Raw genomic sequence first — 26480 nt, forward strand, 5'->3', positions numbered from 1 at the left:
TTTATGCAGGCATTATTTGAGGCCGTTGGATTAGGGCTGATTGTGCTGCTGCCGCTCGCCAACCCACTTACTACCGTTGCGCTGTTCCTGGGGCTGGCGGGCGAGATGAACTTCAGCGAGCGCAACCGCCAGGCGCGTCAGGCTTCCATCTATGTGTTCGCCATTATGATAGTGGCCTGGTATGCGGGTAATGCGGTGCTTAACACCTTTGGCATCTCGATTCCCGGGCTGCGCATTGCGGGCGGGCTGATTGTGGCCTTTATCGGCTTTCGCATGCTGTTTCCCGCGCAGCCGGTCGGCCACTCGGTAGAGGCGCAGCACAAGCAGGATGAGCTGGATAACAGCGACGCGCGTCAGGATACGGTCAATATCGCCTTTGTGCCGCTGGCGATGCCGAGCACCGCCGGTCCCGGCACCATTGCGATGATTATCAGCACCGCCTCGACGGTGAAAAGCGGCGTCGATTTTCCCGCGTGGGTGATTGCCGCCGCGCCGCCGCTTACTTTTCTGCTGGTGGCCCTGATCCTGTGGGGCGCGCTGCGCAGTTCAGGCAGCATTATGAAGCTGGTAGGGAAAGGCGGTATCGAGGCGATTTCGCGCCTGATGGGCTTTTTGCTGGTCTGTATGGGCGTGCAGTTTGTGATTAACGGCGTGCTGGAAGTGGCGCATAACTTCCATTAAAAAAGGGCACCGAGGTGCCCTTAATATTTTCAGGTAAGGTGCTGACGCGGGTGAGAAGGCCCGATCGCAAAGACGCAAAAGCGGCATCCCTGCCGGCTCGGCCCGCGACATCCTTGTCGCGGGACGCTTTGCTCTTCGGTCCTTCCCACCCGCTTGCAGACTTCTCAGCCGCCTGAAAGAAGACGCGGTGCCCTTTAGTCGTGCTTCAGCGACTTCCGCACATCCGCCACCTGATCCTTGCTCACCGCTGGCGCGTTGTTGCTCCAGCCCTGACGGATAAAGGTGGCGAGCTGCGCCACTTCGTCGTCGCTCAGACGCTGGCCGAAGCCCGGCATCGCCAGCGTCGACGGCGCTTTCTCGGTAGAGGGCTGCTGCGCGCCTTCCAGGATCGTATGGATCAGCCCGGTCGGATCTTTAGCGTTAACGATCGTCGCCTGATCCAGCTCCGGAAAGATCCCCGGCGCGCCCTTGCCGGTAACAAAGTGACAGGCGCCGCAGTTGTCGATATAGAGACGCTCGCCTTCGCTCAGGTTCTTCGCCGCCGTCAGCTTCGCCTCGGTCTGCTGCTGCGCCTGCACGTTGTAGGCCTGCAGCGGCGGATTGCCGCCGAGGAACTTCAGGTAGGCCGCGACCGCTTTAAGATCGGCGTCGGTCATGTGCGAGCTGCTGTGCTCAATCACCGACTTCATCTCGCCGCCCACCGCCGCTTTATCGTTGCGGCCGGTCTGCAGGTAATCGACGATCTCCTGTTCGCTCCAGCGCGGCAGACCGCGCAGCGACGGCACGTCCCAGTTGTTCAGGCTGCCGCCCGCCAGGAACTTCGCATCGCCGCTGTCGAGCGCCTTCTCGTTCATGCCGAGACCGCGCGGCGTATGGCAGCTGCCGCAGTGGCCAAGGCTCTCAACGATATAGGCACCGCGGTTGATCTCTTCAGAGGCGCCGCCAATTGGCTGGAACGGCTTGTCACTGGTAAAGGCCCAGTTCCAGAAACGCATCCCCCAGCGCTGGCTGAACGGAAAGCTCAGGCGAGTCTCCGGCGGCCGATCGGCGCTCGGCTGCACGCCCTTCATAAAGTAGAGATACAGCGCGTGCATATCTTCATCGCTGATTTTGGCGTAGTCGGGATACGGCATCGCCGGGTAGAGGCGCGAGCCGTCCGGCAGTACGCCTTTGCGCACCGCGTCGGAGAACTGCTGCTCGCTGTAGTTGCCGATGCCGTGCTCTTTGTCCGGCGTAATATTGGTCGAATAGATGGTGCCGAGGTTCGACTCAATCGCCAGTCCGCCAGCATAGTCCGGCTTGCCTGCGACAGAGTGGCAGGCCATACAGTCGCCGAGACGCGACAGGTATTCACCCTTCTTGATCAGCTGGGCTTCATCTTCCGCGTGCGCATGAGCAGCCATGCATCCCAGCAGCACGGCGTTGGCGAGTAACAATGATTTCAGTTTCATATGCTTATGCCTGTACCAGTGGACCGGGGTTCTTCAAATACTGTTCCTTGATCGCCTGCGCCGCCATCAGGGTAATCGCGCCGATGGTGTCGGTGGGGTTCGCCTGGAAGTTCTGCGGGAAGGCGTTGCCGCCCGGTACAAACACGTTATGCACGTCCCAGCTCTGCAGATACTTGTTGAGCGCAGAGGTTTTCGGGTTATCGCCCATGACCGCGCCACCCACGTTATGGGTGGAGACATATTTGGTCAGGTCGAAGTTGGCGTCCATCGGCAGGAAGCTCATGCTCATGCTGTCCGGATTCAGCTCTTTACTGATATTGCCGACGATGCCTTTCAGGTACTGCTGCAGCTTAAGTTCGTTCTGTTTCCAGTTAAAGGTCATGCGCAGCAGCGGCTGGCCGCGGTGGTCGGTGTAGTTCGGGTCGAGGTCCAGATAGACGTCGCGGTACGACTGGCAGGTCGTGGTGATGCTGATCTTCATGGAGTGGCCGTACCACTCTTCCAGCCCCTCTTTGTAGCCCATGCCCCAGCTCGGCGTGCCTTTCGGCAGCGAGGTGCCGATCGGCGTACCGGTGGCCTGCGAGCTGTGGATCTTCGCACCCCCGAGGAAGCCGAGGCCCGGACCGTCGAAGTTGCCCGGTGAGATGTCGTTGAACATCTGGCCGGTAGCGCCGGCGGTGGCGTACGGGTTGAAGTTTTTATCCTTGAAGAACAGGGTCGCGCCGCCGTTCGACAGGAAGGCGTAGTTGCGTCCTACCACACCCTCTTCGGTAATCGGGTTGTACGGCTTGCCGATGCCAGAGAGCAGCATCAGACGCACGTTGTAGAGCTGGAAGCTGGAGAGCACCACGATCTTCGCCGGCTGGAAGACTTCGTTGCCGTCGACGTCGTAGTAGATCACCCCTTTGGCGGTCTTCTTGTCGTCATGCAGCACGACCTTCACCACTTCCGCATGCACTTCGTAGGAGAAGTTCGGCATACGCTTCAGCGCATCCATTACCGCGGTCTGCGGCGAGGCTTTGGAGTAGTTCAGACAGGGGTACTTCGAGCAGTAGCCGCAGTAGTTGCAGGGGGCAATCTGGTTGCCGTAGGGGTTTTTCCACGCGCGAGAGACGCACGCCGACGGGTTGGGGAACGGATGGTAGCCCAGCTTCGTTGCCGCTTCTTTAAACATCACGTTGTTCAGCGTATCTTCCAGCGCCGGCAGCGGATAAGGCTCGGAGCGCGGGCCTTCAAACGGGTCGCCGCCTTCCAGAATCTGACCGCGCAGGTTGCCGGTGGTGCCCGACTGGCCGCAGATCAGCTCGAACTTGTAGTAGTAAGGCTCGATCTCATCCCAGGTAAACGGGAAGTCCATCACGCGCATATCTTCCTGCAGGATGCCCGGCTTGTAGGCCTCGTCCACATAAGTTTTTAGCTTGATATCGGTTGGCGTCGGACGGATCAGTACCGCCGTCCAGTGCATACCTGCGCCGCCCACGCCGGTGCCCGGCGCAAACGCGCCCCATTTGCGGGTCGGCAGCGCGGTCTGGGTGGTGTCGTAACGCACGGTGACCGCCACCTCTTTCGGCGTGGCGAACACTTTATTCCGCACGTTATAGGCGTATTCGTCAGCCGGTTTCGGGTAGGCGAAATCGGGGTAGTCGCGCTCGCCGCCGCGCTCTAAGGCGCGCACTTCAAGGCCCGCCAGCGCCAGTTCGATGCTCATCAGCGAGCCGGCCCAGCCGAGGCCGCAAACGACGACGTCGACTTCTTTTTTAGTAATCTGTGCCATGATAATCCTGTCTCAAATACCTGATTCAGCGCCGTTAAGCGCGTTCACCCATAAGGCTGACCGGCCCCAGCGGATAAGGCACGTTGTGCTGCTTCACCCATTCGGTGAAGCTGGCGCGCGCGCCGGGGAAGCCGATGGCGATCCAGGCTTTCATGCCTTTGTTGCCGCCGTACATCGGATCCGCGAGATAGCCGTGCTTGGTATCAGAGAGCAGCTGGCTGAAGAACTGCGACGCTTTCAGATTGCCTTCACCGAGCGCGGCGAAGTCGATGCCGTTCTTGTTGAGTTTGGTCAACACCTCATCTTTCTCTTCCAGCGTGAGCTGCTGGAACGGCTTGCTGTAGGTCGTCTGCACCCACTGCGTAACCAGTTTGATGGCGGTGTGGTACATCTGCTGCGGCGTGAACGGAATCTGGTAGCCGAAGGTGGGATCGGCGTGGACGTTGAACGGGCCCTGCAGGTAGATCTCGTCGCCAAACTCGCTGCTCTGCAGCTGCTGGTCGATAAAGATCGGCACGTTGGTTTCCAGCGCGCCTGGCGCTTTGCCTTTGCCGCCAGCCGGGATCAGGCGATCGGTCGCCGCCAGAATAAACTGCCACTCGTCCGCGCTAAAAAAGCCCGGTTTATAGTCGGCCAGCTCCGGCGCGGCCATTTCTGCCGCCTGCGCTGCGGTCAGCCCTTTTAAAACCAGGTCACTTAGCGGCAGCGCCAGTAAAGACCCGAGCAAAAACTTTCGTCTGGTGGTGGGTTTTTCAAGAAGCATAGCGGCACGACTCTCACTTGCTGTAAAAGTAATATATTTGTTAAACACAAATCTTATCGGTCATTTCCGCGGCAATATTAGGGATATAGATATGTCGAAATGTAAAAATAGAAGTTTAAATGTGTCTTAGTGAAAATTTATCATTGTGTTATTGAATGGTTACGGACGGGTAACAGGCTGTGAAGGCAGGAATTTTGTTTAAAACGACATAATCGCTGGTTATTTAACCAGAAAATTTGTGCGCAGGGCCAGTTTTATTTACGCAGGGTGACAGTTGCCGAAAATAATCAATCAAAAAAAATCATACTTCCATACAAGCTAATTCTCTTCATCGGTAACCCTATATTCACTTATTTACAGCAGCAATGACATATTGCGGAAAATGTGAGCGCGCCGGTATCAAACGGCTATTTGTCTGCGGATGAGGAATAAATAAATGCCTGTCATACCCGTCGCGGTAAAACAGCGAAAAACGCAGACGATTTTTTTGTGCAAAGCTCATAACAAAGCGGCATTTTGACTCTGGCGCGCCGTGGATATAGTCGGTTTATCAATGACTCAGGATAAACTTCTATGCGACGCATTTTGCTTGTGATGTTAAGCGCGCTGGCCTTAGCGCCGATGGCGCACGCCGGGACGCCGAAAGATACGCTGGTTATCGCCGTGCCGCTCGACGGCATTATCAGTTTCGACCCGGCGGAAAGCTTTGAAACGGTCAGCAACAGCAGCCTGCGTAATGTTTACCAAACGCTGGTGGAGCCGAATAAGGACGATCCGCAAAAGCTTTCGCCGCTGCTGGCGCGCAGCTGGCAGCAGGGCGAAACGCCCCATAGCCTGGTCTTCAACCTTAACCCCGACGCGCGCTTCGTCAGCGGCAATCCGGTGACCGCGCAGGATGTTATCTTCTCGCTGACGCGCGCGGTGAAGCTCAACAAAGCGCCCTCGTTTATTCTCGGCGAGTTCGGCTGGACGCCCGACAATATCGACAGCCAGTTCAAGGCCGCCGGCGATCGTCAGCTGGAGATCCGCTGGCCGGCGCAGATTGGTCAGGATCTGGCGCTGCGCCTGCTGACCGCACCGGTAAGCTCGGTGGTCGACAGCAAAACCGCGCTGCAGCACGCCAGCAACAGCGATACCGGCAATGGCTGGCTGAAGACCCATTCAGCGGGCAGCGGCGCGTTTTCTATCAAACAGTTTGTGCCGCTGCAGGCGCTGCTGCTGGAGGCCAACCCGCACGCCGCGCCACAGCCCCATCTGAAGCGCGTGCTGCTGAAGGGGGTCGCCGATCCCGGCACTCGCCGCCTGCTGATACAGCAGGGCGACGTGGATGTCGCCTATCAGCTCGGCCCCGATCAGATCGCCGCGCTCAAAAGCGATGCGAACGTGCGCATCGACGCCTTCCCGTCGAGCCTGATTTACTACCTCGGCTTTAACACCAAAAATGCGCAGCAGCCCGTGCTCGGCAATCCGGCGCTGTGGCAGGCGGCGCGCTGGCTGGTAGACTACGACAGCCTCGCCAGCCAGCTGCTGAAAGGCCAGTACCGCGTCCACCAGAGCTTCCTGCCGGACGGCTTCGACGGCGCGCTCAACACCACCCCGTTCCACTACGACGTCGACAAGGCAAAAGCGATCCTGAAGGATGGCGGCATCGCGCCGGGCACGCATATCGCCCTGACGGTGGTCAATCAGCCGCCCTATATCGACGTGGCGCAGGCGCTGCAGGCGAGCTTCGCCAAAGCGGAGGTCAACCTGGATATCAAGCCGGTGGCGGAATCGGAGCTGTGGAGCAAAATGCGCGCCCGCGATTTTCAGTCCATCTTCGTTTATTGGGGCGCGGACTATATCGACCCGAATACCAACGCCAGCGCTTTCGCCTGGAACGTGCCGGGCGGCTCGAAAACCCTGGCGTGGCGCGTGGGCTGGGATATCCCCGCGCTGAGCGCCGAGACGCGCAAGGCGGCGGGCGAAAGCGATGCCACGCAGCGCCGCGCGCTCTACACCCATCTGCAGACCGAAGTGCAGCAGAACTCGCCGTTCGTCACTATTCTGCAGGGCGCGCAGCAGGTGGCGGTGCGCAGCAACCTGAGCAACGTTAAGCAGGGCATTGGCGTCAGCATGCTGCTGCTGGATGAGGTGCAAAAATAACAGCCGTGGCGCGCGGGCAATAGCCAGCGCGCCACCCTTCGCCGTCTTTACGGAGCACCACCCTTTTAGCGCAATCCTCTCCTTTTCCCCGCCGCGCTTGCTATCCTTCAGACAATGTCCTTTGCCGGAGAGTGAACCTATGACCGCCCCGCTGCTTATTGCCCAGACGCCCGATGTGAAACTGCACCTTCTGCCCGCGATGGCGAATCGCCACGGACTCATCACCGGCGCGACCGGCACCGGCAAAACCGTGACGCTGCAGAAGCTGGCTGAATCCTTCTCCACTATCGGCGTGCCGGTATTTATGGCGGATGTCAAAGGCGATCTGACCGGCATTGCGGCGCAAGGCGAGCAGAGCGAGAAACTGCTGGCGCGGCTGGCGAAAATTGGCGTCACCGACTGGCAGCCGCAGCGCAGTCCGGTAATGCTGTGGGATATCTTCGGCGAACAGGGCCATCCGGTGCGCGCCACCCTCTCCGATCTCGGCCCGCTGCTGCTGGCGCGCCTGCTAAATCTCAACGAGATCCAGAGCGGCGTGCTGCAGATTATCTTTCGCGTCGCCGACGATCAGGGGCTGCTGCTGCTCGACTTCAACGATCTGCGCGCGATGACGCAGTACATCGGCGACAACGCCAAAAGCTTCCAGACGCAGTACGGCAATATCAACAGCGCGTCGGTGGGCGCCATCCAGCGCGGGCTGCTGGCGCTGAAGCAGCAGGGCGCGGAGCACTTCTTCGGCGAGCCGATGCTCGATATCCGCGACTGGATGCGCGTCGACGCCGACGGCAAAGGCTTTATTAATATTCTGGCGGCGGACAAGCTCTACCAGCAGCCAAAGCTCTACGCCACCAGCCTGCTGTGGCTGCTGTCGGAGCTTTATGAAAATTTGCCGGAGGCGGGCGATCTGGAGAAGCCGAAGATGGTCTTCTTTTTCGATGAGGCGCACCTGCTGTTTAACGACGCGCCGCCGGTGCTGCTGGAGAAGGTTGAACAGGTGATGCGCCTGATCCGCTCGAAAGGGGTCGGCGTCTGGTTCGTCACCCAGAATCCCGCCGACGTGCCCGAAAGCGTGCTCGGCCAGCTCGGCAATCGCGTGCAGCATGCGCTGCGCGCCTTTACGCCGAAGGATCAGAAGGCGGTGAAGAGCGCCGCCGATACCCTGCGCGCCAACCCCGCCTTCAATACCCTTGAGGCGATTCAGGCGCTGGGCACCGGCGAGGCGCTGATCTCTTTCCTGGATGAGAAAGGCAGCCCCTCCGTGGTGGAGCGCGCTATGGTGATCGCGCCCGGCTCCCGTATGGGCCCGGTTAACCTCGACGAGCGCAACGGCCTGATTAACCACTCGCCGCTGGCGGGCAAATATGACGAGGAGATCGACCGCGAGTCCGCCTTTGAAAAGCTCTGTCAGGAGGTGAAAGGCGCCAGCGAGCAGGCTGACGCGCCGCTGGCGAAGGGCAATCAGGTCAAGGTCGACGATAGCATTCTCGGCGGGCTGAAAGAGGTGCTGTTCGGCCATACCGGCCCGCGCGGCGGCAAGCATGACGGCATCGTGCAGAGCGTGGCGAAGAGCGCTACGCGGCAGATAGCCAACCAGATTATTCGCGGCGTGCTCGGCAACCTGCTGGGGGGACGCCGTCGCTAAGGCAATTTCCGCCACGGTTTCGCCTCTGCTAAGCTGTGAGCATGGATAAATTACGCGAACTTAAACGGACGAAACGTCTGGCGCTCGGCCTGCTGCTGCTGGCCGCCGCCACCTTTATCACCACGCTTTTTCTGCCGCCGGGCTTCTGGGTCAGCGGCGTGAAGGCGGTTGCCGAAGCGGCGATGGTCGGCGCGCTGGCGGACTGGTTCGCCGTGGTGGCGCTGTTTCGCCGCGTGCCGGTGCCCTTTATCTCGCGCCATACGGCGATTATTCCGCGCAATAAAGATCGCATTGGCGACAATCTGGGCCGCTTCGTGCAGGAGAAGTTTCTTGATACCGACTCGCTGCTGGCGCTGATCCGCCGCCACGATCCGGCGCAGATGCTGGCGCAGTGGCTTAACGCGCCGGGCAATGCCGATCGCGTCGGGCGTCATCTGCTGCAGGTGATGCGCGGCTTTCTCGATCTTACCGACGACGCGCGCATTCAGGCCTTTATGCGCCGCGCGGTGCATCGCGCCATCGATAAGGTCGATCTGTCGCAAACAGGCGCGGTGCTGCTGGAGAGCCTGACAAAAAACAACCGTCATCAGGAGCTGCTCGACGCAGCGATAGATCAGCTGCTGCGCCTGATGCATAAGCCCGCCACGCGCGATTTTATCGCCATGCAGATTGTGCGCTGGCTGAAGCGCGAGCACCCCATTAAGGCCAAAATGCTGCCGACCGAGTGGCTGGGCGAGCACAGCGCCGAGCTGGTCGCCAACGCCGTGGATTCAGTACTCGACGAGGTGGCGGCTGACCAGGGCCACGAGCTGCGCCTCGGCTTTAATCGCGCGGTGGATCGGCTGATTGAGAAGCTGAAGCACGATCCAGAGATGGCGGCGCGCGCCGAGGAGATTAAGCGCTGGATAAAAGAGGATGCCTCGCTGAACCGCTATATCGGCGAGCTGTGGAGCGATCTGCGCGCCTGGCTGAAAACCGATCTCAACAGCGACGATTCGCGCGTGCAGGAGAAGGTGCGCCAGGCGGCGCTGTGGCTGGGCGAGAACCTGGCGCGCGACGACGCGCTGCGCGCCTCGATGAACCGTCATCTGGAGGAGGCCGCGCGCAGCGTCGCGCCAGAGTTCGCCGCTTTCCTGACGCGTCATATCAGCGATACGGTGAAGAGCTGGGACGCGCGCGATATGTCGCAGCAGATTGAGCTGAATATCGGCAAGGATCTGCAGTTTATCCGCATTAACGGCACCCTGGTTGGCGGCACTATCGGGCTGATTCTCTATCTGCTGTCGCAGCTTCCGGCGCTGTTGCCGCTGCTGGCGCGTTAAATCGCGTCGCTCTTACCGCCACAACCCGCTTTTTAAGGCGGGTTCTGCCGTAGGGTCAGGCGGAAAATGGTGCGGCTAAGTGGATTAGTTTACGCTGATGCGCGCCAGATCCTCTTCCTTCAGGCCGGTAGCCTGCAGGATCGCCTCACGCGGCAGCTTCATTTTTAGCAGGCTGCGCGCAACTTCGCGTTTGCCCTCAAGCATCCCTTCCAGCTTGCCCTGAATCTCGCCCTCTTTGCGGCCTTCCTGCTTAAGCTGTTCTGCAATCGTCATCAGTGCGTCCTCCTGTTGCGGCATTCGCTGCGCCAGTTCACGAACAAAGGCACCGGCGTCTGTAGTTTCGCCTGCCTGAATAATATAGTTTACCAGCGAGAGTGTTTGTGATGAAGATTCGTCCGCCTGCAAAGCCGACACCAGCAGATCGATGACCTCTGCTAAATCGCGCTGACGAATATGTTTTTGCAGCAGCGTCAGCGCCGCCATTCGGCGGTGCTGCACAATCTCCTCGTCGGGAATAACGGTGACATCCACCAGCGGAAAAGCCTTGCCGTAAACAGCGGCGGCCAGCACCGGGTCGCCAAACCCATCCAGCCAGCAGGTTGACCAGGGATAGGGGCTACGCTGACCGGCGTAAAACAGCACCGGTATCACCAGCGGCAGCTTCTTATGTCCGGCGTCAAGGTGGCGCTTCATTGCCGCCACCGCATAGCGCAGCAGCCGGAACGCCATCTGTTTGTCCGGCGTCGACTGGTGCTCTATCAGCACCTGCAGATAGCCGTCGTCGCCGCTTCGGGTTTTCATACTGTAGAGTACGTCACTAAAGTAAGGGCGCAGATCATCTTCCACAAAAGAGCCGGAGGCGAGCCTGAGCGTGCTGAGGTCGCAGAGCGCAAGGAGCTGCGGCGGAAGGTGGATTTCCATAAAGTCGCGAGCCACGTCTGGCTGGCTGAGAAGCTGGCGGAAGACAGCGTCGTGCGGCGTCGGCGTCGTTTTCTTCTTCATCTTTCCTGACTCTGAAAAAACCTCCGCAGAGCCTGGCATAGCTGAAAAAGAGAGTCATTAGCGATACCGGTAAAGACTACCGGTTTTCAGTAGGTTATAAGCATGAGGCCGCAATGTGCGGCCTCATTTTTGCGACTGTTTTGCTTTCGGGCTTAGCGCCGCTTAATCAGCAGGAACAGGCTAATGGCGAAGAACGCGGCGCTGGGCAGGATGGCCCCCATCACCGGCGGCAGGCCGTAAACCAGGCTCAGCGGGCCAAAAATCTGGTCCAGCACGTAGAACAGGAAGCCGAAGCTGATGCCCGTTACCACACGCACGCCCATCGACACGCTGCGCAGCGGACCGAAGATAAACGACAGCGCCATCAGCATCATGACCGCCACCGACAGCGGCTGGAAAATCTTGCTCCACATATTGAGCCGGTAGCGTCCCGACTCCTGGCCGCTCTGCTTCAGATACTTACTGTAGTTATAGAGGCCGCGAATCGACAGCGCGTCGGGATCGAGCGCCACCACGCCGAGCTTATCCGGCGTCAGGCTGGTTTTCCATTCGCCGCTCAGGCTCTGCGAGCCGCTAATCTGCTTCGGGTCGTTGAGATCTGACTCATCCACCTGCGCCAGATTCCAGCGTTTGTTCGCCTGGTCCCAGGTCGCGCTGGCGGCGTAGCGCACGCTCTTCAGACGACGATCGTCGCTGAAGTTATAGATGCTGACGCCGTCGAGCTGGTTATCGCCGCGCACCCGTTCGATATAGATAAAGTTATTGCCATCTTTCGCCCACAGGCCGTTCTGCGTCGACACCAGCGCGCCGCCGTAAAGCTGCGTTGCGCGGTAGTTGCGCGCCATCTGCTCGCCCGCCGGGGCCAGAAACTCGCCAATCGCCATGGTCAGCAGCACCAGCGGAATAGCGGTTTTCATCACCGACAGCGCCACCTGCATGCGGGTAAAGCCCGCCGCCTGCATCACTACCAGCTCGCTGCGCTGCGCCAGCGTGCCCAGGCCGAGCAGCGCGCCAAGCAGCGCCGCCATAGGGAAGAAGATCTCAATATCCTTCGGCACGCTGAGCAGCGTGTAGTAACCGGCGGCGAGCGCGGTATAGGCGCCCTGCCCGGTCTTGCGCAGCTGATCGACGAACTTGATGATGCCGGAGAGCGACACCAGCATGAACAGCGTCAACATGATGGTATTGAAAATGGTTTTACCGATATAACGGTCGAGAACGCGAAACATCAGACGGAACCTCCGCGGCTGAAGCGGGCGCGCACGCGGCGCATCGGCACCGTATCCCACAGGTTAAGGGCTACCGCCAGCAGCAGATAGCTGATATTCACCACCCACATCCAGATCGCCGGATCGAGCCGCCCTTTCGCCGCATTCGACTTCAGCGAGCTCTGCAGCAGGAAGAAGATCAGATAGAGCAGCATCGCGGGCAGCATCGACAGCACGCGTCCCTGACGCGGGTTGACCACGCTGAGCGGCACCACCATCAGCGCCATCACCAGCACCGCGAAAATCAGCGTAAAGCGCCAGTGCAGCTCCGAGCGGAACGCCGGGGTATCGTTGCTGAGCAGCGTAGTGAGATCGGACTGCTCGGCGTCGTTTGGATCGAGCGTCGCCTCTTTATAGCCGACGCGCGCCTGATAGTTGGTGAAGTCGGTAATGCGGAAGTCGCGCAGCATCGCCGTGCCTTCGAAGCGGGTGCCTTTATCCAGCGTCACCACCTGTGAGCCGTCTTTGTGCTGCTCCATATGGCCGCTGTCCGCCAGCACCACCGACGGCCGTGCGTTGCCTTTGGCGCGCAGCTGCGCCAGGAAGACGTTGCCGAACTGGTTGCCCTTGACGTTTTCAATAAACAGCACCGAGTTGCCGTCGCTGGAGCTCTGGAACTGCCCAGCCGCAAGCGCCGCCGCGCCAGGGTTGGCTTTGGCGTTTTGCGTCACCTCGTCCTGATAGCGCGAGGACCAGGGGCCGAGCCAGATCACGTTGACCGCCGCCACAACGGAGGTGAGCAGCATCAACACCATCGCCGCCTTCACCAGCACGCTTTTGCCTAATCCGCAGGCGTGCATTACGGTGATTTCGCTGTCGGTATAGAGCTTGCCCAGCGTCATCAGGATCGCCAGAAACAGGCTTAACGGCAGAATAAGTTGTGCCATTTCAGGCACGCCAAGCCCTAACAGAGTCAGAACGAGATTTGTTGGGATTTCGCCGTCCACCGCAGCCCCTAAAATCCGCACTAACTTCTGACAAAAGAAGATAAGCAGCAGGATGAAAAGGATAGCCAGCTGGCTTTTGAGCGTTTCCCGAACCAGATATCTAATGATGATCACGCTTAGTACGCCTGTGATAACTTGTCTTTTTGCAGGAAAATCGCTAGTTTCAACGCTTATTAGCCATTTTTCTTCATCAATGGCCTGCGTCGCAGCTAAAATGGTATGACAAACGCGTCAGGGTGGTGAAAATTAACGCATTGCCACACTAAACGTAGTTCGAACGCTGATTACCAACAAACTTTTTACCTCTGTGGTAACAAGCGGACCATTCTAGCGACAGCCGCGGCCGTTGTCTTTAAGATTCAGGAGAGTGCATGGAGTTCAGTGTAAAAAGCGGAAGCCCGGAAAAACAGCGCAGCGCCTGCATTGTTGTCGGTGTTTTCGAGCCGCGTCGTCTGTCGCCGATCGCCGAGCAGTTAGACAAAATCAGCGATGGCTACATCAGCGCCCTGCTGCGCCGCGGCGAGCTGGAAGGCAAAGTGGGCCAGACCCTGCTGCTGCATCATGTACCCAACATTCTTTCCGAGCGCATTCTGCTGATTGGCTGCGGCAAAGAGCGCGAGCTGGATGAGCGCCAGTACAAACAGGTGATCCAGAAGACCATCAACACGCTGAACGACACCGGCTCGATGGAAGCGGTCTGCTTTTTAACCGAGCTACATGTGAAAAGCCGCAATACCTACTGGAAAGTGCGTCAGGCGGTCGAAACCTCCAAAGAAGCGCTTTATAACTTCGACCAGCTGAAAAGCAACAAAACCGAGCCGCGCCGTCCGCTGCGCAAGCTGGTGTTCAACGTGCCGACGCGCCGCGAACTCACCAGCGGCGAGCGCGCTATCCAGCACGGCCTGGCGGTCGCCGCCGGCGTGAAGGCGGCAAAAGATCTCGGCAATATGCCACCCAACATCTGTAATGCGGCCTATCTCGCCTCGCAGGCGCGCCAGCTGGCGGACGCCTACAGCAAAAACGTCACCACGCGCGTCATCGGCGAACAGCAGATGAAAGAGCTGGGCATGAACGCCTATCTCGCGGTGGGCGCCGGCTCGCAGAACGAGTCGCTGATGTCGGTCATTGAGTACAAAGGCAACCCGGACGCAGAAGCGCGCCCTATCGTGCTGGTGGGCAAAGGGCTGACCTTCGACTCCGGCGGCATCTCCATCAAGCCGTCAGATTCGATGGATGAGATGAAATATGACATGTGCGGCGCGGCGTCGGTTTACGGCGTGATGCGCATGGTGGCCGAGCTGAACCTGCCGCTTAACGTGGTGGGCGTGCTGGCAGGCTGCGAAAACATGCCGGACGGCCGCGCCATGCGCCCGGGCGATGTGCTGACCACCATGTCCGGCCAGACGGTAGAAGTGCTGAATACCGACGCGGAAGGCCGTCTGGTGCTGTGCGACGCGCTGACCTACGTAGAGCGCTTCGATCCGGAAGTGGTCATCGATGTCGCAACCCTGACCGGCGCCTGCGTTATTGCGCTCGGCCATCACGTCAGCGGCCTGCTGTCGAACCACAATCCGCTGGCGCACGAGCTGATCGGCGCCTCCGAGCAGTCCGGCGACCGCGCCTGGCGTCTGCCGATGGCGGACGAGTATCAGGAGCAGCTGGAATCGAACTTTGCCGATATGGCGAATATCGGCGGCCGTCCCGGCGGCGCCATCACCGCCGCCTGCTTCCTGGCGCGCTTTGCCCGCAAATATAACTGGGCGCATCTGGATATCGCCGGCACTGCCTGGCGTTCGGGCAAAGCCAAAGGCGCGACCGGTCGTCCGGTGCCGATGCTGTCACAGTTCCTGCTGAACCGCGCCGGTCTTAACGGCGATGACTAAGCCTCGCTGCGCGCCGCTCTCAGGGGCGGCGCGCATTGATTTATATCACCGCAGACGCCATATCCATCTCATCGGGAAGTGCTACCGCGCGCCTTAGCTGGTAACATCGACACCTCTCACCCACAAGGCATTTCCATGAAAAACGCAACCTTCTACGTAATGGAAACGGACTCGCCCAGCGAAGAGCTGAGCGCCATCGAGGCGCTGGTGTGCGATCTGGCGGAAACGCGCTGGCGGGCGGGCAAACGCATTTTGATCGCCTGTGAAGACGAACAGCAGGCCATTCGGCTCGACGAGGCGCTGTGGCAGCGCCCGGCCAACGCCTTCGTGCCGCACAATCTGGCGGGTGAAGGTCCGCGCTACGGCGCGCCGGTCGAGCTCGCCTGGCCGCAGCGTCGCGGCAGCTCGCCGCGCGATCTGCTGATTAGCCTGCTGCCGCAGTTTGCAGATTTTGCTACTGCTTTCCATGAAGTGATAGACTTCGTACCCTACGAAGAGTCTCAGAAACAGCTGGCGCGCGACCGCTATAAAGCGTACCGCAGCGTTGGTTTCCAATTGAATACGGCCACGCCGCCGCAGCCGCAAACGACATAGCAGAAATGGAAAAAACATATAACCCGCAAGATATCGAGCAGCCGCTTTACGAGCACTGGGAAGAGCAAGGCTATTTCAAGCCTAACGGCGATACCAGCCAGGAAAGCTTCTGCATAATGATCCCGCCGCCGAACGTCACCGGCAGCCTGCACATGGGTCACGCTTTCCAGCAGACCATCATGGACACCATGATCCGCTACCAGCGCATGCAGGGGAAAAACACGCTGTGGCAGGTAGGTACCGATCATGCGGGCATCGCCACTCAGATGGTGGTGGAGCGCAAGATCGCCGCCGAAGAGGGCAAAACGCGCCAGGATTACGGCCGCGACGCCTTTATCGAGAAGATTTGGCAGTGGAAGGCGGAGTCGGGCGGCACCATTACCCGCCAGATGCGTCGCCTCGGCAACTCCGTGGACTGGGAGCGCGAGCGCTTCACCATGGATGAAGGCCTCTCCAACGCGGTGAAAGAGGTGTTCGTTCGCCTGCATAAAGAGAACCTTATCTATCGCGGCAAACGCCTGGTGAACTGGGATCCGAAACTGCGCACCGCGATTTCCGATCTGGAAGTGGAAAACCGCGAGAGCAAAGGCTCTATGTGGCATATCCGCTATCCGCTGGCGGACGGCGTGAAAACCGCTGAAGGCAAAGATTATCTGGTGGTGGCCACCACCCGTCCGGAAACCCTGCTGGGCGATACCGGCGTGGCGGTCAACCCGGAAGACCCGCGCTACAAAGATCTGATCGGCAAAGAGGTGATCCTGCCGCTGGTCAACCGTCGCATTCCCATCGTGGGCGACGAGCACGCGGATATGGAGAAAGGCACCGGCTGCGTGAAGATCACCCCGGCGCACGACTTCAACGACTATGAGGTCGGCCGTCGCCACAAGCTGCCGATGATCAACATCCTGACCTTTGACGGCGATATCCGCGAACGCGCCCAGGTGTACGACACCAACGGCGAAGTCAGCGACGCCTGCTCGGATGAGATCCCGGCGCAGTTCCAGAAAATGGAGCGCTTCGCCGCGCGCAAGGCGATTGTCGCCGCCGTGGACGAGCTGGGCCTGCTGGACGAGATTAAACCACACGACCTGACCGTGCCTTACGGCGATCGCGGCGGCGTTGTCATCGAGCCGATGCTGACCGACCAGTGGTACGTGCGTACCGCGCCGCTGGCGAAAGTCGCGGTCGAGGCGGTCGAGAACGGCGATATCCAGTTCGTGCCGAAGCAGTATGAAAACATGTACTTCTCCTGGATGCGTGACATTCAGGACTGGTGTATCTCCCGTCAGCTCTGGTGGGGCCACCGTATTCCAGCCTGGTACGACAACGACGGCAACGTCTATGTTGGCCGCAGCGAAGAGGAAGTGCGCAGCGAAAACAACCTGGGCGCGGACGTGGCGCTGCGTCAGGATGAAGACGTGCTCGACACCTGGTTCTCCTCTGGGCTGTGGACCTTCTCGACCCTCGGCTGGCCGGAGAACACCGAGGCGCTGCGCCAGTTCCACCCGACAAGCGTGCTGGTGAGCGGCTTCGACATTATCTTCTTCTGGATTGCCCGCATGATCATGCTGACCATGCACTTCCTCAAAGATGAGAACGGCAAGCCGCAGGTGCCGTTCAAGACCGTCTATATGACCGGTCTGATCCGCGACGAAGAAGGCCAGAAGATGTCGAAATCCAAAGGCAACGTTATCGATCCGCTGGATATGGTCGACGGCATCTCGCTGGAAGATCTGCTGGAGAAACGTACCGGTAATATGATGCAGCCGCAGCTGGCGGAGAAGATCCGCAAGCGCACCGAGAAGCAGTTCCCGCAAGGTATTGAGCCGTCGGGCACCGACGCGCTGCGCTTTACCCTGGCGGCGCTCGCCTCCACCGGTCGCGACATCAACTGGGATATGAAGCGTCTGGAAGGCTACCGCAACTTCTGTAACAAGCTGTGGAACGCCAGCCGCTTCGTGCTGATGAACACCGAAGATCAGGATTGCGGTCAGAACGGCGGCGAGATGACGCTGTCGCTGGCGGATCGCTGGATCCTCGCCGAGTTCAACAGCACGGTGAAAGCGTACCGCGAAGCGCTGGACAGCTACCGCTTCGATATCGCTGCGAATATTCTTTATGACTTCACCTGGAACCAGTTCTGCGACTGGTACCTGGAGCTGACCAAGCCGGTGATGAACAGCGGCAGCGAAGCGGAGCTGCGCGGCACGCGCAACACGCTGGTGACGGTGCTGGAAGCGCTGCTGCGCCTCGCCCACCCGATTATTCCGTTTATCACCGAGACCATCTGGCAGCGCGTGAAGGTGCTGAAGAACATCAGCGACGACACCATTATGCTGCAGCCTTTCCCGCAGTACGACGCGGCGAAAGAGGATGCGGAAGCGATGGCGGACGTGGAGTGGATGAAGCAGGCGATCGTCGCGGTACGTAATATCCGCGCCGAGATGAATATCGCCCTGAGCAAACCGCTCGACGTGCTGCTGCGCGACTGCTCTCCTGCGGCGCTGCGCCGTGTAGAGGCGAACCGCACCTTCCTGTCGCGCCTGGCGCGTCTGGAGAGCCTGACCATTCTGCCGGCAGGCGAAAAAGGCCCGGTTTCGGTGACGAAAATCATCGAAGGCGCCGAGCTGCTGATCCCGATGGCGGGCCTGGTGGATAAGGCGGCGGAGCTGGATCGTCTGGCGAAAGAGCTGGGCAAGCTCGACGTTGAGATTGAGAAGATCCAGACCAAGCTAGCGAACGAAGGCTTTGTCTCACGCGCACCAGAAGCGGTCGTGGCCAAAGAGCGCGAGCGCGTTGCCGAGCTGGAGCAGTCGAAAGCGAAGCTGATTGAACAGCAGGCGGTGATTGCGGCGCTCTGATTTTACGCCGCTTCACTGAAAAAACCCTGCGCTACGGCGCGGGGTTTTTTATTGGCGGCTTATTACATTGAATAGAAAGTAGCCACCCTGTTCTCTCTTATGTTACATTTAAATATAACTTTTGGAGGTTACTTATGCATACGACCCATCTTCGTAAAGTAGGCGGCTCTGTTATGTTAGCCGTCCCCCCCGCTCTGCTCGATATCCTTCAGCTCAGTGCCGATGCGCAGGTTGGTCTTACCGTCGATAACGGCCGTCTGATTATCGAACCTAAACCTGTTCCCAGCTACACGTTGTCTGAGTTGCTGGCTAAATGCGACCCCAATGCGGAACTGACGGATGAAGATCGTCAGTGGCTTAATGCCACGCCAGTAGGTAAAGAGGAACTCTAATGGAGCGCGGCGAAATCTGGCTGGTTTCACTCGATCCTACAGCCGGTCATGAGCAACAAGGCACGCGTCCCGTATTGATAGTCTCGCCTGCGGCTTTTAATCAGCTAACGCAAACACCCGTTGTATTACCCATAACAACTGGCGGAAGTTTTGCCCGTACCGCAGGCTTCGCAGTATCACTCGATGAGGCTGGTACACGTACCCGAGGCGTTATTCGCTGTGATCAGCCACGTGCGATTGATATGCGAGCTCGTCAAGGTAAGCGGCTGGAGAAAATTCCAGCCGACGTGATGGCAGAGGTACAGGCAATTTTGCGTGCGATACTCATTTAATCTTTATAAAGGTCAGTTTAGCCTGGAAGAGATTCAAATAATTTTTTTAACGCCGCGCCTGTTCTGACCCGATCGCTTTTAGCTATCAGACAAAACTGACTTAAATCGTTGAGATCTTTTTTGGATTTCTCATCCGACTTCCAGATTAAGCCATTATTTTCCAGAGTCTTTTGCCTTAATTCTTTTATAGCAGAAGGACACACCAGCCATACTGCGCCGCTGGAAAAGACCCCAACTCCATTTACAAGACGAATATTACCTTCATCCCACTTGCGCGTTTCCCCCCATTCTTTTTCCGGGAAATAATATGCAGGAAATTGATCCGCGTTAAAGGCAAAAACCTTTTTTTCCCAGGAAGACATCCCTACCAGCTCAATTCCACCCTGGTTAATCTGAATGAGCAGAGCGGAAAAATCACTAATAACAACAATAAGCACGGCGGGCGCTAGCGCCAGTGTGGAGGGAACAGGCCGATCGCGCTCGCTTTTATTTTTGAAAATCATAAAAATCGCAGATGGCAAGACAAACATGAAAGATATGGCAATAAAAAAATCAGAGACGGTATTAATGCCGCTAAACTTCCCGCAATATTCCCAATAATCAAAGGAAAAAATCTATACGACCAAGCAACTGAAAGTAAGCCCAAACGTTTATAAATTCCGTCACAACAAAAAGAACAGATAAGTTTTTATAATTTTTAAATAACCAGCGTAACGCTACCATTTCATGCCTCCATGCATTATCAGTTATATTGCTTTTCACCGACGATAATGCTATTTCTGGTGAATGACTAACCGAGTTAACCACGCTATTTCGCCATGATCCTTGAAACTCAGCCTTCACTTAAGCTGCGCCCCATCAGCGCCGCCGACAATTCCCATATCGCCCAGGTCATCCGCACCGTCTCGGCGGAGTTCGGCCTGACCGCGGACAAAGGCTATACCGTGGCCGATCCGCAGCTCGACAGCCTGTATGAACTCTACAGCGCCGAGCACAGCGCCTACTGGATTGTTGAGCATCAGGGAAAAGTCATGGGCGGTGGCGGCGTCGCTCCCCTCGCCTGCAGCGCGCCCGATATCTGTGAGCTGCAGAAAATGTATTTCCTGCCAGAGGTGCGCGGCTTTGGCGTGGCGCGCGAGCTGGCGCTGCGCGCGATGGAGCATGCGCGTCAGCGCGGCTTCCGCCGCTGCTATCTGGAAACCACCGGCAGCCTGACGCGCGCGATCAGGCTCTACGAATCTCTGGGCTTCGAACATATTGATAACGCACTGGGCTGTACAGGCCATGTGGACTGCGAAGTCCGTATGCTGAAAACGCTATAGCCCGCGCTCGACGTAGCGCATATCGTTAACAGACTCAATCACGAACCTGCCGCTGTCGGTGTAGCGCAGCAGGGAGACGCTGGCGTTTTTTAGCGGCTGATTTGATCCTTTATCGCCCAGCGCCTGTAGCAGCGACGAAATAGCCAGACCGTGGCTGACCACAAGCACGTTGCCGCCGCCCTGCTGCTGAGCCTGTCGCGCTATGTCAGTCATGCTCTCCACCATACGTTTTGCTACCTGCTGAGCGCTTTCCGCCTGCACGGTTGACTTCATCCCCTCCAGCGCCGGCGAGCCTGACGCTTCCGCCCGTTTAATCGCATCGATGATGCCAGCAATATCGATCTTACCGGCGCTGTACGCCTCCATCAGCGCGGCGTCCGAGCTATAGCCCGCCTGATGCGCTGCGGCCGTAATCATGTTTTTATTCAGGTCCCCCTCGTACAGGCCAAAGCACACCTCGCGTAAACCTTTCTTCTCCTGGAGTAGCGGCGGATTTTTCCATGTTTTCATTACCAGCTGCGCCGTCTCTCTCGCCCTGCCCGCGTCGCTGGACCAGGCAGCGATAAAGGTAAGCGGCTGCAATCCTCGCCCCAGCTGCTCGGCAACCGCCACGCCAGCGGGCGTCAGCGGCGTATCGGACCATCCCTGCGCGCGCTCCACCGTATTGAACATCGTCTTGCCATGACGCGTCACATAGAGCATCACATCGGCTGCCCAGGCGCTGCTGATAGTGCCGCCCAACAACAGCGCGATAGCAAAGAGGGTCTTAAGCACGATTTTCATGGTTACTCTCCTTATTAAACATGTTGAATCTCTATTCAGTGGCAATTTCCGTCGACAGACGCTTTGCGCACATATAATTTTTCTGCGTATTATTAATCGGGTTATCCTTACTGTTTTTATATAACCAGCCAGAATTCAAAAGGTAAAAGCCAGCGCTAATTAAGCGCACTCTGCGCCAGTTAACATTTATATAGCGTTCGCAATCTCCGCTTCCGCTCGCTGAGTTTCTCGCCCGGCGCAGCAGTATAATCAGCCGTGATCTGCCGTTTATGCTGGTGTGCAGGACGAGGTTTTACGGCGATCTATAGCGCTGCGCCTTTGTGGCATGGCGTTAACCTGTAAAAAACCCGACTCACGACAGCTTTTAATTAAAGATGTCGTGAGTCGGGTTTTGCTTGAAAATAACAATCCCGCAGTAATAAGGGGAATATATTTAATTGCCCGGCAGAAGTCAGGGCAATAAATAGCCTTTTGTGAGAGGCCACACAAAAAAATAACAGGTTAAAAAGCGAGAAATGCCCCTTTACGCAGATAATGTACAGCGCGCGCAATCAAAATAGCCCCTGGCTAAACAGGCGTGAAAAAATGAAACGGCACCCTGATACCGCGTGCCGTTACAGAGATTTACCACGCCGGCACGCCGCTGTGAAAACGCAGCTCCGTATCCGGTTCGCTAATCAGCTTCGCCTCTGCTTCGCCAATCGCCCGCACGCGCGGCGTGATATCTTTCGGCGAGATCTGCGCTGCCAGGGCTAAATAGTCCTGATAGTGGCGCGCTTCCGAACGCAGCAGCGAGATATAGAACTTCTCCAGCTCCGCGTCCAGCCAGGGCGCCAGACTGGCAAAGCGCTCGCAGGAGCGCGCCTCGATATAGGCGCCGCAAATCAGCTTGTCCACCAGCGTATCGGGCTCGTGCGTAGTGATCTCCCGCAGCAGCCCTTTGGCGTAGCGGCTTGAGGTGATCTTTTTATAGGGCAAACCGCGCGCCTGCATAATCTCCCACACCTGATAAAAGTGGTGCAGCTCCTCTTTAATCAGCAGCACCATCTTCTCCACCAGATCGTCCGCCCAGGGCAGCTCATTGCGCACGATGATGCTTTTGGAGAGGTTTTTATGCGCCTGGATAAACTGGCTGTCGGGGTGCTCGCGGAAAATAAAATCTTCGTAGGGCTTAAGCCAGGCGAGGATCGCTTCGCCGCTCGGCTTGTCGGCGACATATTTACGGATCAGCCAGGTGGCGGTCTGCGCCGCTTTCAGTTCGCAAACCAGATGGTCGGTCAGCAGCAGCGTCAGATTTTCCGGTTTGCGCGCCTCGTCAATCCAGGCTTGCGGCGTGCGGCAGAGTAAAAACTGATAGACGGGTTCGAGCAGCGGTGCGTAGTTCATGTCGGTTCAAAAAGGCAGGATACGGGAAGGCGGAGCGCGCGGCTCCGCCAGGAGAACTCAGTGGCGTACGCCGTTATCTTCGTCGCCGTCGATAATGTCGCCGTCTTCGTCGTCATCTTCGTCTTCAGCGTCGGGATCTTCGAAGTAGGTGCCCCAGCCGTCATAATCGACGTTATATTTGCCGACCAGATTCACCAGCTGCTCAACCTGCGCGTCAATCAGCTCAGGCTTCAGCGCCGACTCGCTCAGGATATCGACACACATCACCGTGGTGCCATCCTCCAGCTCCAGCTCTTCCGGCTCGGTCACTTCATAGCCCAGCTTGAACGCATCAACGGCCGCTTTTTCCAGCGAGTCGAAGTTGTTGCAGGAGAGATGATGTTCAATGGTATAGAGCGCATCCGGATCGCTGCCATCTTCCAGCAGCTCATCAATGATCAGGCGTGTCTCTTCACGCTGCTCTTCCAGCAATGCTTCATATGCCATGGCGAATTCCCCTCAGTGTTCGGCAATAAACAAGTATTTTCCCACACTGCCCGGCGCGCCACTACTCAAAACGGAAAGTTTCTTTACGCTGGGGTTGAAAATGAATATTCATACGTTTAGATTGAATTTTCATTCAATCAGAATGGCTGCACTGGAGCCCGTTATGAGTCACCTTTTTCAACGCCACTTCCTTCGGCTGCTCGATTTTAGCCCGGCCGATATCACCTCCCTGCTCGACCTCGCCGCTGAATTAAAACGCGCTAAAAAAAACGGTAGCGAAACCCAGCGCCTGAAGGGCAAAAACATCGCGCTCATCTTCGAAAAAGACTCGACCCGTACCCGATGCTCTTTCGAAGTTGCCGCATACGATCAGGGCGCCAGCGTCACTTACCTCGGCCCGAGCGGCAGCCAGATCGGCCATAAAGAGTCGATGAAAGATACCGCCCGCGTGCTGGGCCGCATGTATGACGGCATCCAGTACCGCGGCTACGGCCAGGCGCTGGTGGAGACGCTGGCGGAATTCGCCGGCGTCCCGGTATGGAACGGCCTCACCACCGAGTTTCACCCGACCCAGCTGCTGGCTGATCTGCTGACCATGCAGGAGCATCTGCCGGGCAAGGCGCTGCACGAGATGACCCTGGTCTACGTGGGCGACGCACGCAACAATATGGGCAACAGCATGCTGGAAGCGGCGGCGGTGACTGGCCTGGATCTGCGCCTGGTCGCGCCGAAAGGCTGCTGGCCAGACGCCGACCTGGTCGCCACCTGCCGTCAGGCGGCGCAGAAAACCGGCGGCAGCATTACCCTGACTGAGGATATCGCCGAAGGCGTCAAGGGCGCGGACTTTATCTATACTGACGTCTGGGTCTCGATGGGCGAAGCCAAAGCGGTGTGGGAAGAGCGTATCGCGCTGCTGCGTGGCTACCAGGTGAATCAGGCGATGCTGCAGCTGACCGGCAACCCGCAGGTGAAGTTCCTGCACTGCCTGCCGGCCTTTCATGACGATCAGACCACGCTGGGCCGCCAGATGGCCGAGCAGTATGGCCTGCACGGCGGGATGGAGGTCAGCGACGAGGTGTTTGAGTCGGAGCACAGCATTGTGTTCGATCAGGCGGAAAACCGCATGCATACGATAAAAGCGGTTATGGTTGCGACGCTGAGCCAGGCCTAGCCCGCCGCTCCGCAAACGTTTTCCCTTGATGCAAAATGGCGGACGGGTATAATGCGCCCCAATTTGCCGGAGGAAACATGCAACAGCGCAGCGCAAACATTCACGCGACATCACGCCTGAACGCAGGCGGCGCCCCTGTTTTTTCCGTCATCAACCCGATCGTAAAAAAAGCCCCTTAAGCAGGGGCTTTTTTTTGTCCGCAATTCGGTAGCGCAGAGAGGCGAACTATGGCTAACCCGTTATATCGCAAACATATTATTTCCATTAACGATCTCAGCCGCGACGAACTGGAGCTGGTGCTGCACACCGCCGCGCGGCTGAAAGCCAATCCGCAGCCGGAGCTGCTGAAGCACAAGGTGATCGCCAGCTGCTTCTTTGAAGCCTCAACGCGCACGCGCCTCTCGTTTGAAACGGCGATCCACCGGCTGGGGGCGTCGGTGGTGGGCTTCGCCGACGGCAGCAACACCTCGCTCGGCAAGAAGGGGGAAACCCTGGCGGATACGATTTCCGTGATCGGCACCTACGTCGACGCTATCGTGATGCGTCATCCGCAGGAGGGCGCCGCGAGGCTGGCTACGGAATTTTCCGGCGGCGTGCCGATCCTTAACGCCGGAGACGGTGCCAATCAGCACCCGACCCAGACGCTGCTGGATCTCTTTACCATCCGTGAAACGCAGAGCCGGCTGGACAACCTGAGCATCGCTATGGTCGGCGACCTGAAATATGGCCGCACGGTGCACTCCCTGACCCAGGCGCTGGCGAAGTTCAACGGCAACCGCTTCTACTTTATCGCGCCCGACGCGCTGGCGATGCCGGCCTATATCACCGATACGCTGGATGAGCGCGGCATCGTCTGGTCGCGCCACGACAGCATCGAAGCGGTGATCCCACACGCCGATATTCTCTATATGACCCGCGTGCAGAAAGAGCGGCTCGACCCGTCGGAATATGCCAACGTCAAGGCGCAGTTTATTCTGCGCGCGGCGGATCTGGCTGGCGCGCGCGACAATATGAAAGTGCTGCATCCGCTGCCGCGCGTTGACGAAATCGCCACCGATGTGGATAAAACGCCTTACGCCTGGTATTTCCAGCAGGCAGGCAACGGCATCTTCGCGCGTCAGGCTCTGCTGGCGCTGGTACTCAACAGCGAACAGGATCTGTAAGGAGCAATCGCCATGACTCACGACAACAAACTGCAGGTAGAAGCGATCAAGCGCGGCACGGTTATTGACCATATTCCCGCGCAGGTTGGATTTAAGCTGCTGTCGCTGTTTCGGCTTACCGAAACCGACCAGCGCATCACCATCGGCCTTAACCTGCCCTCGGGCGAGCTGGGGCGCAAAGATCTGATCAAGATCGAAAACACCTTTCTCACCGAGGATCAGATCAACCAGCTGGCGGTCTATGCGCCGCACGCCACCGTCAACCGCATCGACGACTATGAAGTCGTGGCAAAAATCGCGCCGACGCTGCCGGATCGCATTGAGCGCGTGCTGACCTGTCCAAACGGCAACTGCATCAGCCGCAGCGAGCCGGTCTTCTCCAGCTTTGCGGTGAAAAAGCGCGACGCCGAGGTGGTGCTGACCTGCAAATATTGCGAGAAAGCCTTTGCGCACCACGTGGTGCTCGGTCACTGGTAATCGCCCTGCTCGTCCCTATAATGGGGCGATGTTTCTCGCCAGCGGCGGCAAGCCGCCGCTGCGTCACTCTTAAGGAGCAAGTATGTCTCGCGAAATCAGTACGGAAAAAGCGCCAGCGGCGATCGGTCCCTATGTGCAGGGCGTGGATCTGGGCAATATGATCATCACCTCCGGGCAGATCCCGGTCGATCCGGCGACCGGTGCGGTGCCGGAGGCGATCGACGCTCAGGCGCGTCAGTCGCTGGAAAACGTCAAAGCGATCGTTGAAGCGGCAGGCCTGCAGGTTGGCGACATCGTGAAAACCACGGTTTTCGTCAAGGACCTTAACGACTTCGCTACCGTCAACGCCACCTACGAAGCCTTTTTTGCCGAGCATAACGCCAGCTTCCCGGCGCGCTCCTGCGTGGAAGTGGCGCGTCTGCCGAAAGATGTGAAGATCGAGATCGAAGCGATCGCCCTGCGCCGCTAAGGATCTGCTGCGCGCTGCGCCCGCAGCGCGTATCCCCTGTTCCGCCTTCCTGTCGTCAACACCGTCCTCGTTTTTCCTTCTGCCTGGCTTTGCGCCACGCCCCGCGCTTCTTTGTTTCAGGTCAAAACATCGGCGATTAAATTCTCCTGACATCCATATATAGTGG

The 26480-nt window shown here is 58.3% G+C and carries 24 protein-coding genes; 14 read left to right on the forward strand and 10 right to left on the reverse strand.

The genetic code is table 11. The features are described from left to right. Positions 1-3 precede the first annotated feature (3 nt). Positions 4-681, forward strand: a complete 678-nt coding sequence (locus LB453_RS19475; RefSeq protein WP_103793827.1) for a MarC family NAAT transporter — start codon at positions 4-6, stop codon at positions 679-681. Positions 682-875: 194 nt separating this feature from the next. Here the strand turns inward: LB453_RS19475 and LB453_RS19480 are convergent, their stop codons facing one another. The 3 genes from LB453_RS19480 to LB453_RS19490 are packed head-to-tail and all read right to left on the reverse strand — an operon-like array spanning position 876 to position 4669. Continuing rightward, a complete protein-coding gene (locus tag LB453_RS19480; RefSeq protein ID WP_103793826.1) occupies positions 876-2132 on the reverse strand; it encodes a c-type cytochrome in 1257 nt (418 codons plus the stop codon). A gap of 4 nt (positions 2133-2136) precedes the next feature. Further along, positions 2137-3906: a GMC family oxidoreductase gene (locus LB453_RS19485; protein ID WP_103793825.1), complete on the reverse strand. Its 1770-nt coding sequence runs from the start codon at positions 3904-3906 to the stop codon at positions 2137-2139. 34 nt (positions 3907-3940) lie between these two features. Continuing rightward, a complete protein-coding gene (locus LB453_RS19490) occupies positions 3941-4669 on the reverse strand; it encodes a gluconate 2-dehydrogenase subunit 3 family protein (RefSeq protein ID WP_103793824.1) in 729 nt (242 codons plus the stop codon). Positions 4670-5242: 573 nt separating this feature from the next. Between LB453_RS19490 and LB453_RS19495 the strand changes: the two genes are divergently transcribed. The 3 genes from LB453_RS19495 to LB453_RS19505 all read left to right on the forward strand — a co-directional run bounded on the left by LB453_RS19495 (position 5243) and on the right by LB453_RS19505 (position 9778). After that, positions 5243-6814 (forward strand): ABC transporter substrate-binding protein, encoded by a 1572-nt coding sequence (locus LB453_RS19495; protein WP_103793823.1) that lies wholly within the window; start codon positions 5243-5245, stop codon positions 6812-6814. A 139-nt stretch (positions 6815-6953) separates the two neighbouring features. Next, positions 6954-8456: a helicase HerA-like C-terminal domain-containing protein gene (locus LB453_RS19500; RefSeq protein ID WP_103793822.1), complete on the forward strand. Its 1503-nt coding sequence runs from the start codon at positions 6954-6956 to the stop codon at positions 8454-8456. A gap of 41 nt (positions 8457-8497) precedes the next feature. After that, entirely contained in the window at positions 8498-9778 is a 1281-nt protein-coding gene (locus tag LB453_RS19505) for a DUF445 domain-containing protein (protein ID WP_103793821.1), read from the forward strand. An 84-nt stretch (positions 9779-9862) separates the two neighbouring features. On the opposite strand, the gene LB453_RS19510 is transcribed toward LB453_RS19505, so the two are convergent. From LB453_RS19510 to lptF, 3 genes are all read right to left on the reverse strand, one after another. Next, on the reverse strand, positions 9863-10780 hold the full coding sequence (locus LB453_RS19510) for an Rpn family recombination-promoting nuclease/putative transposase (RefSeq protein ID WP_103793820.1): 918 nt from the start codon (positions 10778-10780) through the stop codon (positions 9863-9865). A gap of 152 nt (positions 10781-10932) precedes the next feature. Continuing rightward, positions 10933-12009 carry an LPS export ABC transporter permease LptG gene (gene lptG, locus LB453_RS19515; protein WP_103793819.1) on the reverse strand — a complete coding sequence of 359 codons (1077 nt, stop codon included), beginning with the start codon at positions 12007-12009 and terminating at the stop codon, positions 10933-10935. Beyond that, positions 12009-13109, reverse strand: a complete 1101-nt coding sequence (lptF, locus tag LB453_RS19520) for an LPS export ABC transporter permease LptF (RefSeq protein WP_103793818.1) — start codon at positions 13107-13109, stop codon at positions 12009-12011. The genes lptG and lptF overlap by 1 nt, the downstream gene beginning before the upstream one ends. Positions 13110-13366: 257 nt before the next feature. Between lptF and pepA the strand changes: the two genes are divergently transcribed. The 5 genes from pepA to LB453_RS19545 all read left to right on the forward strand — a co-directional run bounded on the left by pepA (position 13367) and on the right by LB453_RS19545 (position 19057). Then, entirely contained in the window at positions 13367-14878 is a 1512-nt protein-coding gene (gene pepA / locus LB453_RS19525; RefSeq protein WP_103793817.1) for a leucyl aminopeptidase, read from the forward strand. Between the two features lie 135 nt (positions 14879-15013). Continuing rightward, the gene (locus LB453_RS19530) at positions 15014-15472 is read left to right on the forward strand and encodes a DNA polymerase III subunit chi (RefSeq protein WP_033749344.1); all 459 of its coding nucleotides are present in this window, start codon (positions 15014-15016) and stop codon (positions 15470-15472) included. A gap of 5 nt (positions 15473-15477) precedes the next feature. After that, entirely contained in the window at positions 15478-18333 is a 2856-nt protein-coding gene (locus LB453_RS19535; RefSeq protein ID WP_103793816.1) for a valine--tRNA ligase, read from the forward strand. 134 nt (positions 18334-18467) lie between these two features. Further along, positions 18468-18725 (forward strand): antitoxin, encoded by a 258-nt coding sequence (locus LB453_RS19540; protein ID WP_103793815.1) that lies wholly within the window; start codon positions 18468-18470, stop codon positions 18723-18725. Then, positions 18725-19057, forward strand: coding sequence for a type II toxin-antitoxin system PemK/MazF family toxin (locus LB453_RS19545; protein WP_103793814.1), 333 nt, complete (start codon positions 18725-18727; stop codon positions 19055-19057). Before LB453_RS19540 ends, LB453_RS19545 begins: the two co-directional genes overlap by 1 nt. A 17-nt stretch (positions 19058-19074) precedes the next feature. On the opposite strand, the gene LB453_RS19550 is transcribed toward LB453_RS19545, so the two are convergent. Continuing rightward, a complete protein-coding gene (locus tag LB453_RS19550) occupies positions 19075-19587 on the reverse strand; it encodes a hypothetical protein (protein ID WP_224481555.1) in 513 nt (170 codons plus the stop codon). A gap of 288 nt (positions 19588-19875) precedes the next feature. Here LB453_RS19550 and LB453_RS19555 point away from each other — a divergent pair, with 288 nt between their 5' ends. Beyond that, on the forward strand, positions 19876-20379 hold the full coding sequence (locus tag LB453_RS19555) for a GNAT family N-acetyltransferase (RefSeq protein WP_103793812.1): 504 nt from the start codon (positions 19876-19878) through the stop codon (positions 20377-20379). Here LB453_RS19555 and LB453_RS19560 read toward each other — a convergent pair. The 3 genes from LB453_RS19560 to rraB form a co-directional block, all read right to left on the reverse strand. Beyond that, on the reverse strand, positions 20374-21162 hold the full coding sequence (locus LB453_RS19560) for a histidine phosphatase family protein (protein WP_103793811.1): 789 nt from the start codon (positions 21160-21162) through the stop codon (positions 20374-20376). The genes LB453_RS19555 and LB453_RS19560 overlap by 6 nt on opposite strands. A gap of 624 nt (positions 21163-21786) precedes the next feature. Next, a complete protein-coding gene (miaE, locus tag LB453_RS19565; RefSeq protein WP_103793810.1) occupies positions 21787-22548 on the reverse strand; it encodes a tRNA isopentenyl-2-thiomethyl-A-37 hydroxylase MiaE in 762 nt (253 codons plus the stop codon). Positions 22549-22605: 57 nt separating this feature from the next. Beyond that, positions 22606-23034 (reverse strand): ribonuclease E inhibitor RraB, encoded by a 429-nt coding sequence (gene rraB / locus LB453_RS19570; protein ID WP_033793365.1) that lies wholly within the window; start codon positions 23032-23034, stop codon positions 22606-22608. A 163-nt stretch (positions 23035-23197) separates the two neighbouring features. On the opposite strand from rraB, the gene argF reads away from it, so the two are divergent. The 4 genes from argF (at position 23198) to ridA (ending at position 26314) form a co-directional block, all read left to right on the forward strand. After that, positions 23198-24205 (forward strand): ornithine carbamoyltransferase, encoded by a 1008-nt coding sequence (gene argF / locus LB453_RS19575; protein ID WP_103793809.1) that lies wholly within the window; start codon positions 23198-23200, stop codon positions 24203-24205. 227 nt (positions 24206-24432) lie between these two features. Continuing rightward, positions 24433-25368, forward strand: coding sequence for an aspartate carbamoyltransferase (gene pyrB / locus LB453_RS19580; protein ID WP_103793808.1), 936 nt, complete (start codon positions 24433-24435; stop codon positions 25366-25368). Between the two features lie 12 nt (positions 25369-25380). After that, the gene (pyrI, locus tag LB453_RS19585) at positions 25381-25845 is read left to right on the forward strand and encodes an aspartate carbamoyltransferase regulatory subunit (protein WP_103793807.1); all 465 of its coding nucleotides are present in this window, start codon (positions 25381-25383) and stop codon (positions 25843-25845) included. 82 nt (positions 25846-25927) lie between these two features. Beyond that, positions 25928-26314, forward strand: a complete 387-nt coding sequence (gene ridA / locus LB453_RS19590; RefSeq protein ID WP_103793806.1) for a 2-iminobutanoate/2-iminopropanoate deaminase — start codon at positions 25928-25930, stop codon at positions 26312-26314. Positions 26315-26480 lie beyond the last annotated feature (166 nt).

Origin of the sequence: Pantoea agglomerans, assembly GCF_020149765.1 — a bacterium.
Classification (GTDB): domain Bacteria; phylum Pseudomonadota; class Gammaproteobacteria; order Enterobacterales; family Enterobacteriaceae; genus Pantoea; species Pantoea alvi.

Bases quoted from the DNA above. Each gene is read 5' to 3' on its own strand.
- LB453_RS19475 (WP_103793827.1), top strand. From the start codon at position 4: ATGCAGGCATTATTTGAGGCCGTTGGATTAGGGCTGATTGTGCTGCTG.
- LB453_RS19480 (WP_103793826.1), bottom strand. From the start codon at position 2,132: ATGAAACTGAAATCATTGTTACTCGCCAACGCCGTGCTGCTGGGATGC.
- LB453_RS19485 (WP_103793825.1), bottom strand. From the start codon at position 3,906: ATGGCACAGATTACTAAAAAAGAAGTCGACGTCGTCGTTTGCGGCCTC.
- LB453_RS19490 (WP_103793824.1), bottom strand. From the start codon at position 4,669: ATGCTTCTTGAAAAACCCACCACCAGACGAAAGTTTTTGCTCGGGTCT.
- LB453_RS19495 (WP_103793823.1), top strand. From the start codon at position 5,243: ATGCGACGCATTTTGCTTGTGATGTTAAGCGCGCTGGCCTTAGCGCCG.
- LB453_RS19500 (WP_103793822.1), top strand. From the start codon at position 6,954: ATGACCGCCCCGCTGCTTATTGCCCAGACGCCCGATGTGAAACTGCAC.
- LB453_RS19505 (WP_103793821.1), top strand. From the start codon at position 8,498: ATGGATAAATTACGCGAACTTAAACGGACGAAACGTCTGGCGCTCGGC.
- LB453_RS19510 (WP_103793820.1), bottom strand. From the start codon at position 10,780: ATGAAGAAGAAAACGACGCCGACGCCGCACGACGCTGTCTTCCGCCAG.
- lptG (WP_103793819.1), bottom strand. From the start codon at position 12,009: ATGTTTCGCGTTCTCGACCGTTATATCGGTAAAACCATTTTCAATACC.
- pepA (WP_103793817.1), top strand. From the start codon at position 13,367: ATGGAGTTCAGTGTAAAAAGCGGAAGCCCGGAAAAACAGCGCAGCGCC.
- LB453_RS19530 (WP_033749344.1), top strand. From the start codon at position 15,014: ATGAAAAACGCAACCTTCTACGTAATGGAAACGGACTCGCCCAGCGAA.
- LB453_RS19535 (WP_103793816.1), top strand. From the start codon at position 15,478: ATGGAAAAAACATATAACCCGCAAGATATCGAGCAGCCGCTTTACGAG.
- LB453_RS19540 (WP_103793815.1), top strand. From the start codon at position 18,468: ATGCATACGACCCATCTTCGTAAAGTAGGCGGCTCTGTTATGTTAGCC.
- LB453_RS19545 (WP_103793814.1), top strand. From the start codon at position 18,725: ATGGAGCGCGGCGAAATCTGGCTGGTTTCACTCGATCCTACAGCCGGT.
- LB453_RS19550 (WP_224481555.1), bottom strand. From the start codon at position 19,587: ATGTTTGTCTTGCCATCTGCGATTTTTATGATTTTCAAAAATAAAAGC.
- LB453_RS19555 (WP_103793812.1), top strand. From the start codon at position 19,876: ATGATCCTTGAAACTCAGCCTTCACTTAAGCTGCGCCCCATCAGCGCC.
- LB453_RS19560 (WP_103793811.1), bottom strand. From the start codon at position 21,162: ATGAAAATCGTGCTTAAGACCCTCTTTGCTATCGCGCTGTTGTTGGGC.
- miaE (WP_103793810.1), bottom strand. From the start codon at position 22,548: ATGAACTACGCACCGCTGCTCGAACCCGTCTATCAGTTTTTACTCTGC.
- rraB (WP_033793365.1), bottom strand. From the start codon at position 23,034: ATGGCATATGAAGCATTGCTGGAAGAGCAGCGTGAAGAGACACGCCTG.
- argF (WP_103793809.1), top strand. From the start codon at position 23,198: ATGAGTCACCTTTTTCAACGCCACTTCCTTCGGCTGCTCGATTTTAGC.
- pyrB (WP_103793808.1), top strand. From the start codon at position 24,433: ATGGCTAACCCGTTATATCGCAAACATATTATTTCCATTAACGATCTC.
- pyrI (WP_103793807.1), top strand. From the start codon at position 25,381: ATGACTCACGACAACAAACTGCAGGTAGAAGCGATCAAGCGCGGCACG.
- ridA (WP_103793806.1), top strand. From the start codon at position 25,928: ATGTCTCGCGAAATCAGTACGGAAAAAGCGCCAGCGGCGATCGGTCCC.